General features: G+C 58.2%; 9 protein-coding genes. 4 read left to right on the top strand and 5 right to left on the bottom strand.

Translation table 11 applies throughout. From position 1 onward, the window contains the following. The first annotated feature begins 505 nt into the window (after positions 1 to 505). Positions 506 to 2,605: an acyltransferase family protein gene (locus tag PQQ96_RS15630; protein WP_408293271.1), complete on the top strand. Its 2,100-nt coding sequence runs from the start codon at positions 506 to 508 to the stop codon at positions 2,603 to 2,605. Positions 2,606 to 2,851: 246 nt separating this feature from the next. On the opposite strand, the gene PQQ96_RS15625 is transcribed toward PQQ96_RS15630, so the two are convergent. From PQQ96_RS15625 to PQQ96_RS15615, 3 genes are all read right to left on the bottom strand, one after another. Beyond that, positions 2,852 to 4,054: a glycoside hydrolase family protein gene (locus tag PQQ96_RS15625; protein ID WP_408293268.1), complete on the bottom strand. Its 1,203-nt coding sequence runs from the start codon at positions 4,052 to 4,054 to the stop codon at positions 2,852 to 2,854. A gap of 711 nt (positions 4,055 to 4,765) precedes the next feature. Continuing rightward, positions 4,766 to 5,872, bottom strand: a complete 1,107-nt coding sequence (locus PQQ96_RS15620) for a glycosyltransferase family 4 protein (RefSeq protein WP_408293265.1) — start codon at positions 5,870 to 5,872, stop codon at positions 4,766 to 4,768. A gap of 163 nt (positions 5,873 to 6,035) precedes the next feature. Then, positions 6,036 to 8,276 (bottom strand): polysaccharide biosynthesis tyrosine autokinase, encoded by a 2,241-nt coding sequence (locus PQQ96_RS15615; RefSeq protein WP_408293262.1) that lies wholly within the window; start codon positions 8,274 to 8,276, stop codon positions 6,036 to 6,038. 687 nt (positions 8,277 to 8,963) lie between these two features. Between PQQ96_RS15615 and PQQ96_RS15610 the strand changes: the two genes are divergently transcribed. The 3 genes from PQQ96_RS15610 to PQQ96_RS15600 all read left to right on the top strand — a co-directional run bounded on the left by PQQ96_RS15610 (position 8,964) and on the right by PQQ96_RS15600 (position 12,065). After that, positions 8,964 to 10,160 carry an MraY family glycosyltransferase gene (locus tag PQQ96_RS15610; protein WP_408293259.1) on the top strand — a complete coding sequence of 399 codons (1,197 nt, stop codon included), beginning with the start codon at positions 8,964 to 8,966 and terminating at the stop codon, positions 10,158 to 10,160. 235 nt (positions 10,161 to 10,395) lie between these two features. Next, on the top strand, positions 10,396 to 10,980 hold the full coding sequence (locus PQQ96_RS15605; RefSeq protein WP_408293256.1) for a hypothetical protein: 585 nt from the start codon (positions 10,396 to 10,398) through the stop codon (positions 10,978 to 10,980). An 80-nt stretch (positions 10,981 to 11,060) separates the two neighbouring features. Beyond that, on the top strand, positions 11,061 to 12,065 hold the full coding sequence (locus PQQ96_RS15600; protein WP_408293253.1) for a hypothetical protein: 1,005 nt from the start codon (positions 11,061 to 11,063) through the stop codon (positions 12,063 to 12,065). Between the two features lie 31 nt (positions 12,066 to 12,096). On the opposite strand, the gene PQQ96_RS15595 is transcribed toward PQQ96_RS15600, so the two are convergent. Both PQQ96_RS15595 and PQQ96_RS15590 read right to left on the bottom strand, forming a co-directional pair. After that, complete coding sequence (locus PQQ96_RS15595) at positions 12,097 to 13,185, bottom strand: glycosyltransferase (protein WP_408293323.1); 1,089 nt, start codon at positions 13,183 to 13,185, stop codon at positions 12,097 to 12,099. Continuing rightward, on the bottom strand, positions 13,185 to 14,438 hold the full coding sequence (locus tag PQQ96_RS15590) for an oligosaccharide flippase family protein (RefSeq protein WP_408293250.1): 1,254 nt from the start codon (positions 14,436 to 14,438) through the stop codon (positions 13,185 to 13,187). Before PQQ96_RS15590 ends, PQQ96_RS15595 begins: the two co-directional genes overlap by 1 nt. Between the last annotated feature and the right edge of the window lie 251 nt (positions 14,439 to 14,689).

Raw genomic sequence — 14,689 nt, 5'->3', positions numbered from 1 at the left:
CACAGAACGACACCGTCGTGGTCCGAAACTCATCCCGTCCTACTTCGCGCCGATGACCGGCGGCCGATCGGTAGGCCATTCTATCCGACCGATAGAATCGGCCCCTTTCTAACCTTCTTGCTCTGTGCGCTGACACACACGCTAGTAAACGTCCGCAAAATCCGATAGCGTAAGCGCCAACGCCGTAACGCCTTGCAGATCAAATTAGCCGTGCTTATGCCATGTATGTTCAGCCACTCGTCGAAAGATAATTGTCTGATACCCCAGCGACACGTGGTTGCCAGCGCCGGCGGCTTGTCCGGGTGCACCTGGCGAATGGCCGACACGGCTCGTTCCTAGCCTCTACCATGCGCGATGGGGTGCGATCGATTTACGCCATGGCGCGACTTTAAGAGCGGCCGCGTGCGAACAATCTCTCGCAACGCCGATGTCATCTCCGGCGGAACGAGCCAGAACGTTCCGATGGCAGGGCACGACAAATTAGCAAATACCGATCGGAGTGCCTATGAGTCCAGCACAGGCCGACGCGAGTGCATTCCCAGACCGGCATGCTTATGCTCCCTATATTGACGGTCTTCGCGCGCTGGCAGTCCTCTCAGTTATCGTCTACCACCTGCATTCCGCCTGGCTACCCGGCGGACTGGCTGGCGTCGACATTTTCTTCGTGATCTCGGGTTTCGTTGTTAGCGCGTCAGTCGGCCATATGACGAATATGAGCTTTTCGAGGTTCGCGTTGTTCTTCTACGCGCGGCGTATGCAGCGAATCGCGCCGGCACTGATCGTTTGCCTGCTGATCACGGGGTTGGCCTCCGCATTGTTGATTCCATCGGCGTGGCTGAGCAACACAAATGACGTCACTGGTTTCTTCGCATTCTTCGGATTGAGCAACGTTGTGCTCGCCAAGACCGGCAACGACTACTTCTCGCCTCGTGTCGAGTTCAATCCTTATATGCACACGTGGTCGCTCGGCGTCGAAGAGCAGTTCTATCTGATCTTTCCGATTCTGTTTTTTCTATGGGTCAGCAGGAAGCAACGCAAGGGACTTGTGCTTGCCTTCTTTTTCGTTGGATTTGCAATATCATTGTTAGTGGCTAAGTGGCTTAGCGCAAGAGATGAAACGCTCAACTTCTATCTAATAGCGGGCCGGTTCTGGGAATTGGCCGCGGGCGTGATGCTTTATCAGTTGCTGGAGTTGTCCGGCCGTCCGTTCGGGGCGGCCAGCCGACCCGCTACCCGGCTCTCGCTAGTTGGCGCGTTTTGTTCGATGGCTGCACTCGTCGCGAGTCTTGTGATTTCGAATCCAGGTTCGTTTCCTTTCCCAGGGGCGATCCTTCCAGCGCTTGGCACGTTAGGAGTGTTGGCTTTCCTGAACGGCAGACAGCCCCAAGGGATTCTTCACCGTACATTGACCGCACGAGCCGTCGTGTTCATCGGCAAGATCTCTTATTCGCTTTATTTGTGGCATTGGCCGGTGCTTGTTCTATTGCGCTGGACCACCGGAGTTGACGCCGGGATCTGGCGTGTGGTGGCCGTCGTCCTGACGTTCGCACTGGCCACTGCATCCTACTACCTCGTGGAGAATCCCATCCGGCGCGCACCGCGCTTGAAGCAATGGCCGCGCGGGCTTGTCGTCAGTTGCGGTGTGGCAACCATTACGCTCAGTGCGGCGCTTTCATTCGGGATTCACAAGGCAGAGCCGGCGCTGTCGTTAAGCGTCGTGTCGCACAGCGCAGCCGATTGGTATCCGTATGGCTCGGTGCATGTCGAATTTGCGGGATGCCGCGAACAATGGGATACAAAGGAGGTGGGGGGTGGCCCCTTGTGGATTTTTTCACGTGTCGGCTGCGCCGAGCCGCCGACGCACGTGGGCAATCTGTACGTGATTGGCGACTCGCATGCGCAGGCTTACAACATGATGTTTCGTACGCTGGCGGTTCGCACCGGCGTCAAGGTGTTTGCCTACAACAATGGCGGCTGCCCGTTCATTGGCCTGCTGCCGATGGAGCACGACGACACGTTGCGTTGCAAACCTTACGACGATGCCGCGGTAGCGGAAATCATTGCCAACGTGCGGCCCGGCGACGTGGTGTTCATGCCGTCGCTGCGGCTGCCACGCTTTTCAGAGGAATTCGCAAGCCTCGACGACGCGGCCACACAGGAGCAGATGTTCGGAGCGGCGGCGCAAGAGAGCCGACGCGAGGGCACGCTGGAAGCCATTCCGGTACTGCGCAAGCTCGCCGCGAAAGGGGCAAAGATCGTATTCGAAGCGCCCGAGCCGGTCTTCAAGGTGCCGGCGTTCCGCTGCGCCGACTGGTTCAACCGCAATAATCCGATTTGCGCATTCAACGACCAAGTCAGCAAAGCCGAGATCGAGGCTTACCGTGCGCCGGTGCTCGAAGTCTACGCAGATATCGGGCGCGCAGTTCCGGCCGTCAGTGTGTGGGATCCGCTTCCGACACTCTGTCCGGGCGCGACCTGCTCAACGTATGCCGGCGGGAAACCGCTATTCTTCGATGGCGACCATATTAGTGGCTATGCAAACCAGCTGTTGCTGCCGAGCTTCGAGCGGTTCATTGGTGATCTGCTTGATGGAAAGAGAGGCTGACATCGACGACTTTTAGCCGCCGGTTGTGCGCGCAACGTCGACAAACGGTAGATGCATCACCTCGTTCAACGCCCCGCAACGAGAGACGGGTTGTGCGCCTCGAAAGACGCACAAGATCGTGCGTCGCTGCGGGGCAGCACCCACTGTGCCCCGCGCGAATCCACGATGGCGGGGTCTCGTGAGAGCGGATGCTCGTGGCGCACTAGCAGCGCCACGAGCATCTGGCTCGCTCGCCCCTCGTTCAGATCACACGATCGTCGGGTTCGTGACGCTGACTGTCGGGCCGGACTTAGCCCAATTCGTCAAGGTATACGACAGGTTCAGCGGCATGTCCCATACCGGGTTCGCACTCGTAATCGCGCCCGTGACCGGGTAGCCATTCGGTTGCAGATTGGCAACGCCGAACGCGCCATCACAGTTGACGTTGGTGTGACCGCTGATGCTGATGTTGACTTGCTTCGCCGCGGTTCCCGGGAAATTGGCCAGGTCGATCTGGATACCGGCGCCGTCGCAGTTCTTTGTCGTCGGGTTCACGATGGTGATGTTTTCCAGGACACTCAGACTGTTGTCCGGTTCGATATCAAGGCCAGAGCTCGGCGCCGTACCGCTAATGTTCTGCCATAACGGGTTATTCACCGCAAGGCCGCTGACGCTAATGACCGTCATGCCCTGCCGTCGGCAGCCATCTGCGGTGTGGTTATCGACGGTGATGTTCGAGCTATAGGCATTATTACCGGTAGTGCTGTTGTCGATATAAATTCCGTCGCCCCAGCAATCAATCGTGGTGGGCGCTGAAATGCTGACGTTCGTGGCGCCCGCAATTGAGATACCCATGCCCCATTCGCCGGTCGTGGACGAATTCAATTCCTTACTGCCGTCAAGATATGGACTCTCAATGATCACATTGTTCACATCCCACACGCGCAACATCTGATACGTCTGCAGGTTATAAGGCAGCAACTTGAGCGAAGCGCCCTGAGCGAAACGGAGATGGCTGTTTGTCTGCAAGGTGAGACCCGTTCCGTTGATCCGGCTGTTACCGGTGATCATGAGGATCTGGCCGACCGATCCATTGATCGCCGCCTGCAACGCAGCCGTGTCGTCGGTCGTTCCGTCACCTTTTACGCCGAACGAGGTGTCAAGCAAAACACCGTTCGTGCCGGTGGTGCTTGCTGGCTGCGGTGCGCTAGCACCGCTGGCAGCGCTAGCGCCACCCGTCTTCTTGCCGCCTTTTTGCTTGTTGGCCACAGCGTCCGCGCTCTGCGAGGCGCTATCGCCGCCCCCACCGCAAGCGGCCAGCACAAGCGATCCGGCGCCCATCAGCAACGTGGAGAAAACCTTTCGGCGCATTGCGCTGTGAGTTTCGACAAATGATTCCTGGGTGTTCGTTCTTTTTGAAGCCATTATATTTTCAATAAAGATTAACAGAATGTGATCTGACGATCGCACCGTCATCTACTAAAAAGAATGGCGCATTTCGATGGCAAAACTGCCATCACTCGCTCTCTTCCCATTTAACGGCGCGAAAACAGATTTCGCGGATAATGCGTTGGATAACGAATATCAATTAGGATTACCAACTTTATACTTGCGTGAACGTTTAACCGGATGTCGGGAGTCCAGACACCATTTGATGCAGTACGGTATTGCACTTCAAGAAGCGCCCGAGACGCACCGGAAAACCTGGTCCTATCGATCGGTCATTCCGACTTGGTGGTGGTTGCAGTCCCTGCTGTCACGTCCAAATTCCCACCACTCCGCAAGCTTTAGCCCCAAACATGGTAACTAGTTACTTCGGGTTGAATCATATCGTATGACACAAGCAGTTCGTACCTGCCCCAAGTAAGAAAATGTAACACGGATGAAACATCAATCATCATTTAGTATGACGAATAACCGACGATTAGCATGTTTTTTTGATCAGACAAATATGTCTTGGGTACATCGGCAGGCACTTCGCGGAGTGACACATTGAATTAGGACGCGAACGGATTCAGGATGCCCTGACGGCCTTAACCCGGTCACTCGCTTCAACCGCAAAGGAAGCAAGGGCCGAAGGATTGAAGTAGCGGTAATTTACGACGTAGGGCGGGGTCAGTGAAGGAGAGTTCTGGTCGAGATGTCGTAGGATTTGCGTGCTTTCGTGCCACACCGACTCAGTTATATTTTCTCAACGTGGGAAAATATCTGGTCCCATTTCGGCAGCACTGCATGCAATCCATATCGCTCCCTTATCGAGATCGCCGCCCTGCGGCCGATTTCCTCACAGAGCGCGTCATCCAGCAGTAGTCGGCTCATTGCGTCGCTCAGCGCATCCGCGTCGCCTGGGGCAACCAGCAATCCATCGCGGCCGTCTTGGGTTAGTTCTCTCGGTCCACTCGGACAATCGAATGAGACGCAAGGAACACCCAGTGCCATACTTTCCATCAGCGCCATGGGAAGGCCCTCAAATCGTGAGGACACGGCGAATGCGCGAGCGCGCGCCATCTCGCTCCATGGTGTCGGCGTGTTTCCCGGCAAGAAGATGCGGTCGGTCATACCCAAACGAAGGACCTGCGCCTCCAAAGCCGCACGCTGGTCTCCTTCGCCCCAGATCCAGAGATCGACATCTTCGATTCTTGGCGCCAAGGTGGCAAATGCATTGATTAGCACGTCGAATTGCTTCTGTCTGTTCAGACGACCCACGGAGACGATACGTTTTCGACTTCCGCGGTCAGCAGGCGGGTACGAATTTGAAAACAGTTCGTCTGGCAATGGATTGGGGACCACTGCAATATGCTTTGCCGCGGGAACCATCTTCTTGAATGATGCAGCTATGCCTTCCGTGAGCACAGTCAGAAGACTGGCCTTCGGATATAAGAACCTGCAAACCAGCTTCCATAGCATCGATCGGCCGTCAGCAGATGGGGTGTTGTGCTCGCAAACAACAACAGGCACCTTCAACCCGAAGGATGCAATGATTGCCATGGCGTTCACGTTCGTCAAAAACGAGACCACGACGTCAGCATCTGAGTGTCGGATCAATGAGCGCAATCGCTTGATCCGGGCGAGATATTGGAGTGGTCCTCGACCTTGGCGACTCACAATATCCGCGAGATGAATAAAACGTACCTTGTCAGACAGCGAATAAAAACAGGGACCGCGACTTGAGAATGTCGCAATGAGCGTGACGTCATCCCCACGCTCTGTCCAGGCATTAGCTAACGTAGCGGCTACTCGCTCCGCGCCGCCGCTCCCCATCGAACTGACGAGAAATATTATTTTCATCGACCGCCTCAAGACTCAACAATCTGCTCAAGCGACCTGGGCCGGCTGCCATGACAGGCGTAGAGTCCACGCTTTGGTATGGATCGTGCGCGCATGTGAGACTTATCCTAAAGCCATCCATGGGCGGACTTTCCGCACTCAGCGTGGTCCCAATTGAAGTGGCTTAGGTTTCCCGCGAATCGTAGTACTGCGTATAGGCCTGGGTACCGTACTTCTTCGCAAAGGCATATCCGCCACCACCCTGTGGGACGCCGTTCAAAAATACGCCATGCACCCTGCAACCCGCCTGCTTCAGCCGGTTGACTGCCTCAGACATTTCGCTGATCCGCGTTACACCGTAGCGCGCCACAATAAAGATGCAACCGGCAGCCGGCGCAACGATCCCGACATCGGACACCGCCAGCGCAGCGGCTGAGTCGATCAAAACAATGTCGTATAGCGGCGAAACCGATTCAATCATCTTCCGAATATTCCCTTTCAGGAGCAACTCAGCCGCATTTTCGGGGTAAGCCCCCGTGCCGAGGAAATCAAGATTGGGGACGACGCTCCGCCGGATCGCGTCCTTCAGCTGTAAAGATCCGCTCATTACCTCGGCAATACCTCTTTCTTTCGGCAAGCCCAGATAGGAATGAAGATGCCCCTTGCGCAAGTCCGCGTCCACCAGCAACACACGCTTGCCTCCCGACGCAAGCACCGCCGCAAAATTCGCCGACGTAAAAGACTTGCCGATACGAGGCATCGGACCGGTCAACATGATTACGTTATTGCGCGCACCCAATAGCGCGACCTGCAAGGCCGTGCGCAAGACGCGCATGCTTTCCACGGCGGGGTCCTTTGGATAAACGGCAGCAAGAAGACCCGGCAACACTTTTTTTGACGTTGCATCGAGTTCCATCTTCGCCTGCCGCGTGCTATAGAGAATAGACCCGTAGACATTAAGGCCGGTAGCTTCCAGTTCTTGCGGATCGACCACGCCCTTGCCCATCATGCTTCGGACGAACGCAAGTCCAACACCTGCAAAAAGTCCGATTACGCCAGCGGCCGCCAGGATAAACTCTCTGCGCGGCTTGATGGGTATTTCGGGAACGTCGGCGTTGTCAACCACGCGTACGGAACCGATTTTCCCAGCACTCAACAATTGCAAATGCTCCATGTTGGAGCGCAACGACGCATAGAGATCCGTACTGACGCGCACCTCACGCATCAGGCGCAGTGCCTCCTGCTCGGCTCCCGGCAGATCCTTGATCTGTTGAGTCACCGAATCCAGCTGGGTTTGGGTCGCCCTGATCTGCGCGTCCACCGTCATAAGTTGCGCAGAATTATTCGCGAAGATCGACGCCACCTCCACTTTGTGCTGACGGAGTTGATACAGTGCCGTCTTCGCGTCGGACGACTGCTTCAGCAGCAACTTCCCCTGTTCGTCCATGTCGACCGACGCATGAGCGGCGCGATAGGCGTTATAGTTGTTTTCCGCCTGCTCGACCTCCTTCCTCATTTCAGGAAGCTGGGTGTTGAGAAACGCGAGCGACTTCGCTGCGAGGTTAGCACTACGCTCGGCGTTCTGCTTCAGATATTGTTTGCCGATCTCATTCAGGGTGTTGCTTAACAGCACGGGATCGTCCCCGGTGAGCGTCGCCGACAATATGTTCGATTTATTTCCCTGCTCAACGATCTGCAGGCTGGCCTGCAAAGCGTTGATAGTCTGCTGTCGCGAACGATGAACCAGATTGAATGCTACTCTGGGACCCGCATAGATGGCTTTGACTTCTAATTGAATCGGCCCCTCGCGGGTCTCGAACTGATCGACGACACCAATACGCCCGCGTTGCGCCCCCTCAAGGCCTTTTCCACTGATCTCGTAGAATCCGTTACCCAAATTCTTGAGACTGTAGTTCGCGTTATCCAGACTCTTCGGCACGTCAAACCGGGCTATGCTGATGGACTCGTCGCCCCATGCAAAGTCGCCGAACTGCGGTATTCCCAGATCGGGTAAACTTTCGCGGTGATGCGCTATCGACCGGCCAATCAAGGGGAAGTAGTGAGGCTGTGCCGAGACATTCAGCTGCAGCACGTCAACGGTCTCGGATAGCACACGCTTCGAACCCAAGATTTGGATTTCGCCGTCAGAAGTGGACCTCGCTCCGATGATCGACGAGACATCGCCGACAAATTCGGCAGGCGAAGCATTCGGAGCGTCCCCCGTGTCCTCGACCTGTACCAGTATTCTCGCCTGATAGACAGGCCTCGCAAGAAACGCATAAGCCGCGCCGCCCGCCACAAATAACGCCAATGTGCAAAGCACCAGCCAACGGCTGACGAACAATATGTCAAAAATCGACGCAAAGTCGAATGCCGAAGATTTTTCGCTGTTCTCCTGCCGCTCGCGCTTTCTCTCATTCTTCATGGCATTCCACCCTGCGTTGAGCTACGTAACTTTAATTAAGCATGACTGATGACTTTCATTAATCGCATGAATCTCTATTTTCATTTGTCGGAGGCACCAGACTTTTTAATCTGACAGCGTGAAATATTTATTACGAAACTCACGATCTCTACTCCGCAATTTTTCATCAGATCAGAAAATCTGTTTGATAGCTGACGCCGGCCCGCCACGCGCGTTAACATCCACTCAATACCAATCAGCGTCGGCCCTTGCACCATCACAGTCATCGCCTCCAGCCATCGTAGTGGACGACCCGAGCTGGCTACGTGCGCAGGCCCACAGAACGACGTGCCACGTTGTGCGATCAGCAACGGGGGGCGCTCTGTGCGAGCCCCCCCATGATGACAAGGCCATTTTGACCGGGCCAATATAACGCCGCTAACCGCAAGATTTTGGTCATGGCGCGATTCATCTATTTCCTGTCCGATCAGAACGGTAGACCACGCCTTGTTAGTGACACGAAATTCTTCTAGCCTGAAATTCAAGACCCTTTATCTGCCACGCTCGTAGCGATCTTGTCCGACAGAGGCTTCATTACTATGCTACTTTTCGTTGACGCTGAATACTCCTTACGATATTTATAAATCACAGCCCGGCAGCAAGAACAAGAAACCCGCTTCATTTATTTGACGCGTTGGAGACCCAGGTATGCTCAATCTCTCGATCGCCTTCATCTGTTCTTTCCTGGCGACCTGGCTGGTGGTGAGTTCCGGAGCGCTGCAGTGTCGTTTTTTTCTTGACCGGGACTTGAGCGGCGTACAGAAGAATCACGCTGTCGCGGTGCCTCGCGTGGGTGGTGCCGCAATCGTCATCGCGTCGACAATAACAGTCGCACTATCGGTATTTCTTGGCACGTCGCCTACCAGAGAAGCACTGTTGCTGTTGTGCTGTTCGATACCAGCATTTGCAGGCGGTCTCGCAGAAGACCTCACGAAGCGTGTCAGTCCACGTACTAGGCTGCTGTGTGCGCTTGGCGCAGCGCTGGCTGGCTGCTGGGCGCTGGGCGGCGTGGCGACACGAGTGGATTCCCCGATAATCGATGACCTGTTGCGTTTTGCACCGATTGCCATTGGCTTCACCATGATTACCGTTGCAGGCCTAACCAACGCAATCAACATCATTGATGGTCTCAATGGACTGGCGTCAGTCGTTACCTTGCTGATCTTTGCATCAATTTGTCACGTTGGGTATGAAGTAGGTGACTTTCTGGTTGCGAGCTTCGCGCTCGTGATGATCGGTGCGATCGCCGGCTTCCTGCTCTGGAACTTTCCGAATGCTCAGATCTTTCTGGGGGATGGCGGCGCCTATTTCATAGGCTTCGTGATGGCTGAACTATTAATACGACTAATTTCCCGCCATCCGCAAGTCAGTGCGTGGTATGCGTTGGTTGCGATCTATCCGGTCTTTGAGACAATCTTCTCCATTTACCGGAGAAGGATCCTGCGTGGCAGGTCGGTGAGCATGCCTGATGGACTTCATCTCCACACGCTGATCTATAAGCGCATCACGCGCAGAGGGGGTACGGCGGCCAAGCCTCACCAACGAACTCGGCGCAATTCGTTAGCGTCTGTTTACATATGGCTGCTCAGCCTCATCAGCATAGTTCCCGCTACTTTTTTCTGGCGCTCGCCTTACGTACTCGCCGCGACAGCGCTCGCCTTCATGGTCGCGTACGTTTGGCTTTATGCATCCATCGTCCAACTCAGAACGCCCCGCTGGCTCAAGCTCGCCAATTCGCCGGCGCTCTCGCATAGCGCACGCCAGACATCAGCGATAGACGCCGGAATAGCCAACAGGGGGACAGTCGTTGCTGAAAGCGATGGTGCATCCAGAGGTTCCGACTAAGTGAGTACTGCAAGCAGGCGGTGCCACAATGGGCCGAATTGTCTTGATTCGACTGCAGGATGGCGGTTTCACATGCTATGACGATGTATTGCGGCGGAACACGTGGTGTTACGCTGAGGAAAGCAGCCTTCGCGGCAGTTAGCCGCCGTTTAGCGGCAGAATCAGTAGCCACGACAACATCCCGCGAAGCGCGATTGCCGGCGAACGGCGAACCATCGCTGCGGGAGCGACTGCGATGCGAATCAGAACATATACAGCGTTGATGATAGGGGTATTTAGCAGTGCTGCCTTCGCATGGCAGCCACTCGTCTATCCTATCCGAAGTCAAAGCGCTTATCAGCGCAGCATCGACACCGCGATGTGCTACGCCACGGCCAACAAGCAGACCAAGATCAACATCGCGCACGAATCGCAGCTTCCGCCACGCCAACCGGTGGCCACCAAAACATCGTCGACGGGTGCGCCGTCGCGGCCCCCCTTGCCCCCCAGCAGTTTTTCAGCGACGCCGCCGGGCGCAGCGATGCCCGCAGCCGCATCGGGCGCAAGCGGGCCCGCCGTGAGTACAGCGACGGCTAAGACAGCGACCGCTGCGGCCACGAAGACAGCAAGTTCGACCACGGCGACGGCCGCAGCCGCAAGCGCAACGACCGCGGCGGCCACGCCGGCATCGGCCACCGTCGCGGATAACGGCGCGTCGGAGACAGCAGCGGCATCCGGTGTGAAGCTTCCACCCCTGCCGGCACCCGAACCGCCAATGACACAGTACTGGGCCGCGTATGGCGCATGCATGCAGGCACGGGGTTACGTAGTCGCACAGTAATCCCGCTTGCAGGCCTCGTTGCGGTGCCTTGTTTTTCTTGATTGTGGCGCCGGTATTCGACGCCCACTTGCGAAACGGCAATGCTTAGCGACGTTACTTCCGATCAGCATGATTACCCCCAATGCGAGCACTGCGGTGCGCCGCTAGCCGGCCGCTTTACGCCCTGCCCTCAATGCCACGCGCGTCCGGTCGATTCATTCGGTGCGCGCGCCACGCCCCCACCACCCTTGCAAGTCCCACTGGAAGACACCCAGCCGATGCTGCCCGCCCGGCTGATCACGCCGCGCATCTGGCGTCCTTCCTCGCGCGACTTAATCGATCCGCATGCGGTCACCACCGAGTCGCCGGCCACCCCCCCTGCCACGCAGAGACTGCGCCAGCCCCTGGTGCTCGGTGCGTCGGTCCTGGTCGTGGCCTCCGCCGTCTACCTGGGGTTCATCCACAACAACGACTCGGTCGAGGGCACGCCCATCGCGGTATCCGGCAAAGTGGAAACCCAGAACCTCAGGCCGCCGCGTACCGTTACTCAGCGATCCGCGCCTGCGTTCGTCGCTCAAACGCCGGTGAGGCCAGCCCCCGTGCGAACACCGCCGACCCCGCCACCGGCGTCTACGCTGCCCCCGCCAGGCCGCATGGTGACCGCATCGGCCGAGGCGAAGCGCAATCCAGGCGGCCAGACCAGCAAGCCGCCCGACAAACCGCGCGTGGATGCCTCGAAGCAGATGAGAGCCGCCCGCGCCAATCTGCAGCAGAACAATCTGTCGGCGACGAAAGCGCGCCTGGCTGCAGCCATTGCGGTACAGCCGGACAATCCCGAGGCACAGCGCATACGCGCAGCGGTGGCCGAGCGTGAACAGCAGCGGGACGCGCTACTGAGTGTGGCACGCGGTTGCGGCTATATCGCGCGATGGGCATGCGTCTGGCACAAAGCCGGCGATGCGCTGCAGCTCGACTCGAGCAGCAAGGAAGCCCAGCTTCTCGTCTCGCTCGCGCTGCGCGAGTCCGAACTGGCGAGCGCGTGGCCACCGGCCTCGGCGCCCGAGGCGACACCCGAGGAACGCAGCATCGCCATCAGCCACCATTGAATGCGGCGCACCATGGGTGTGGGAAAGATGGTCAGGTGGACGAACGGACCGATACCGCCAGACGACGACTGACCTGTTGCGCGATCGCCCGATAGCGGGCCGCCGTATCCCTGAGTGTCAGGCCGGCAAGCGAGCGCTGCGCCCTCATCTGTCCTAGCGCCACGACAATCGCATCGGCGTAGGACGACACATCGTCCGTGTCGACCAACTGCACGCCGGGAAACCCGCTCGCAAACGCAAACGACGGAATCCTGCTAGCGACGATCGGGATACCGGACGCCAGCGCTTCGAGAAACGCCACGCTATGCGCCTCGGAGCGTGAGGGCATGACGAACACGCTCGACTCCGACAGCACGCTCGCCACGTCGGTGCGCGGCCCCGCCACCACGACACGGTCCGCGATTCCCAACTCCCGCACGAGGCGGATAACTGCGCGCTGGTAATCCCGATCGTCGACCACGCCGTGCAGGACGAGGCGCGCGTCTGTGACCCGCTCGAGCACCTCGCCGAAGGCGCGCACCGTCAGAAGCTGATTCTTCTCCGACGCATAGCGCCCGATCTGCACCACCTCAGGCGTCCTGCCGCTACGCCCGGCGCCGTCGGTGAACGTGAAGCGCCCTAGGTCGACACCGTTGGGCACCACGGTCATCGAAGGATGCGGCCCAATGGCCTGCACGTAATCGGTCACGCCTTGTTGCGATACGCTGATCACCACCCGCGCGCGCCCTGTCAGGATGTGCTCGATGCGCCGGAATAACGGCCGCTCGAAGTCGTTGATCGCCGAATGCATGACATACACGACCGGCACCCGCAGCGGCAACGCGCGCGCGTAAAACGAAGGAATCGTAGCGTGCGCGAAAATCACGTCCGGGCGAAATCGCCGCACCGCGACGAACAGATTCCACAGTTTGCCGGCGAGGCGGTGGCGCCGCGGCGGAAACAGGCACTGCACGCCGAGCTTCTGCAGATCGTCCTGCAACGGCACGAATTCGGCATGCATGGGTAGCAGCGAGGCGACACACACCGCCATGCCTTCGGCGCTTTGATCGATAGCCAGATCCTTCGCGAGGACTTCGGCGCCCGACAAACGCGGCGCCAGAACCAGATGTAGAACACGCATCATGGAACCCTTGCAGTCAGCGTCCTGAACAGCATCCACGCCGCAGCGCAGCCAAGGCCAAGGGTCATCGACCAGGCAATGCCCGTCACGCCCCACCAATGAACCGCCGGCGGCACGCTGACCAGTAGCACCACAACCTGAATCAGCGACGCATGCACCGTTGCCTTCGCGTCACCCACCGCGCGCAGATAAGCGACCAGCACGGCGATCAGCGCGCCGATCGCCATATTGATCACCAGAATCCTGAACAGCGGCACCGCCGGCAACCAGGCCGCGCCGAGAATCAGCGAGAAGAGCGGCTCGGCGATCAACCTCAGCACCTCGACAAAGGCCGCCAGCCCGATCGCAATGACGAGCAGATAAATCTTGATGATCCGCGATGCCGACTGCGGACTCCGGCGATGACGCGCCGCAAAGGTGGGGAACAGGTATTGCGACATGGCGATCGCGGCGTCGGCAAGCAGCATCTGCGCGAGCCGCGACGACATCTGGTAGCCGCCCAGTTGCGCCGGGCCGAGCAGTTTGCCGACCACCACCTTGTCGAACTGGTTGAGTAGCAGATTGACCACACTGCTCGCCCAGATCCAGCGGCTGAAGCCTACGTAATGACCGATGCCCGACCAGACGGCGCGGATCGGCGGGCGCGGTTTCATCGTCGCCCAGGTCAGGGTGCTTTTCAGGCTTTCACCGGCCACGAGGCCGATCAACACCGAGGCCGCCCCGGCGCCGCAATACGCGAGCGCCAGACCGGTCGAGCAATCGACAAATGCCGCGGCGACCTCGACGCCGGCAATATGCTGGAACCGCCGCTCGCGCTGCACGAGGTAGTAAGTGGGCGACGCCAGTCCGCGCAAAAGCGGCAGCAGCGCCGCAAGCTGAATCAGCACCAGCGAACCGTTCAGATGAAACTGGCTGCTGAGCAATGGCGCGAGCGCCACCAGCAGCAGCGAGATAAGCACGCCGCGCGCTGTCAGCGTGGTCCACACCGCACCGAGTTGCGAACGCGTCGGCGGATGTTCGCCTTGAATGACTGCTTGCGCGAGACCGGTATCCGATAACGCCTCGGCAATCGCCACGGCGAGCAAGGCCACGCTCACGCTGCCGATCGCCGCCGGCCCGAGCATCCGGCCGATGGCAAGAAATTTGATTGCTACGAGTCCACGCACGGCGAACTGCTGCAACAGCACCCATGTTGCCGCGCTCGCGCCGAAGCTGGTCGCTATCGAGAGTGCCGGAAGCCTGATCGCCCGCAAGCTGCATCTCCGTCGAATCGGAGCGCCGCGGAATCAGGCACACGCAGCGATTCAACGCATCGCTGCGAAACGCCGCCGGCGCATGAATAATTAGGTCGCACCAGCAAGCTGGCGAGCTTTTTCATCGAATCCTATATACGACCTTACCGCGAGAGAATCGGCGACAACCGCCATCAGCTAGGCCAGTTCAGCCGAACCCTTTGCATGCTCGTACGTTGACCCACAGAACGCGTCAAATAGACAGGTTCACT

Source organism: Paraburkholderia sediminicola, assembly GCF_046027825.1.
Lineage (GTDB): Bacteria > Pseudomonadota > Gammaproteobacteria > Burkholderiales > Burkholderiaceae > Paraburkholderia > Paraburkholderia sediminicola_D.
This window is presented reverse-complemented; position numbering and strand designations above follow the sequence as displayed.

Coding starts and splice junctions, on each gene's coding strand:
- PQQ96_RS15630 (WP_408293271.1), top strand. CDS start 506: ATGAGTCCAGCACAGGCCGACGCGAGTGCATTCCCAGACCGGCATGCT.
- PQQ96_RS15620 (WP_408293265.1), bottom strand. CDS start 5,872: ATGAAAATAATATTTCTCGTCAGTTCGATGGGGAGCGGCGGCGCGGAG.
- PQQ96_RS15615 (WP_408293262.1), bottom strand. CDS start 8,276: ATGAAGAATGAGAGAAAGCGCGAGCGGCAGGAGAACAGCGAAAAATCT.
- PQQ96_RS15610 (WP_408293259.1), top strand. CDS start 8,964: ATGCTCAATCTCTCGATCGCCTTCATCTGTTCTTTCCTGGCGACCTGG.
- PQQ96_RS15605 (WP_408293256.1), top strand. CDS start 10,396: ATGCGAATCAGAACATATACAGCGTTGATGATAGGGGTATTTAGCAGT.
- PQQ96_RS15600 (WP_408293253.1), top strand. CDS start 11,061: ATGCTTAGCGACGTTACTTCCGATCAGCATGATTACCCCCAATGCGAG.
- PQQ96_RS15595 (WP_408293323.1), bottom strand. CDS start 13,185: ATGCGTGTTCTACATCTGGTTCTGGCGCCGCGTTTGTCGGGCGCCGAA.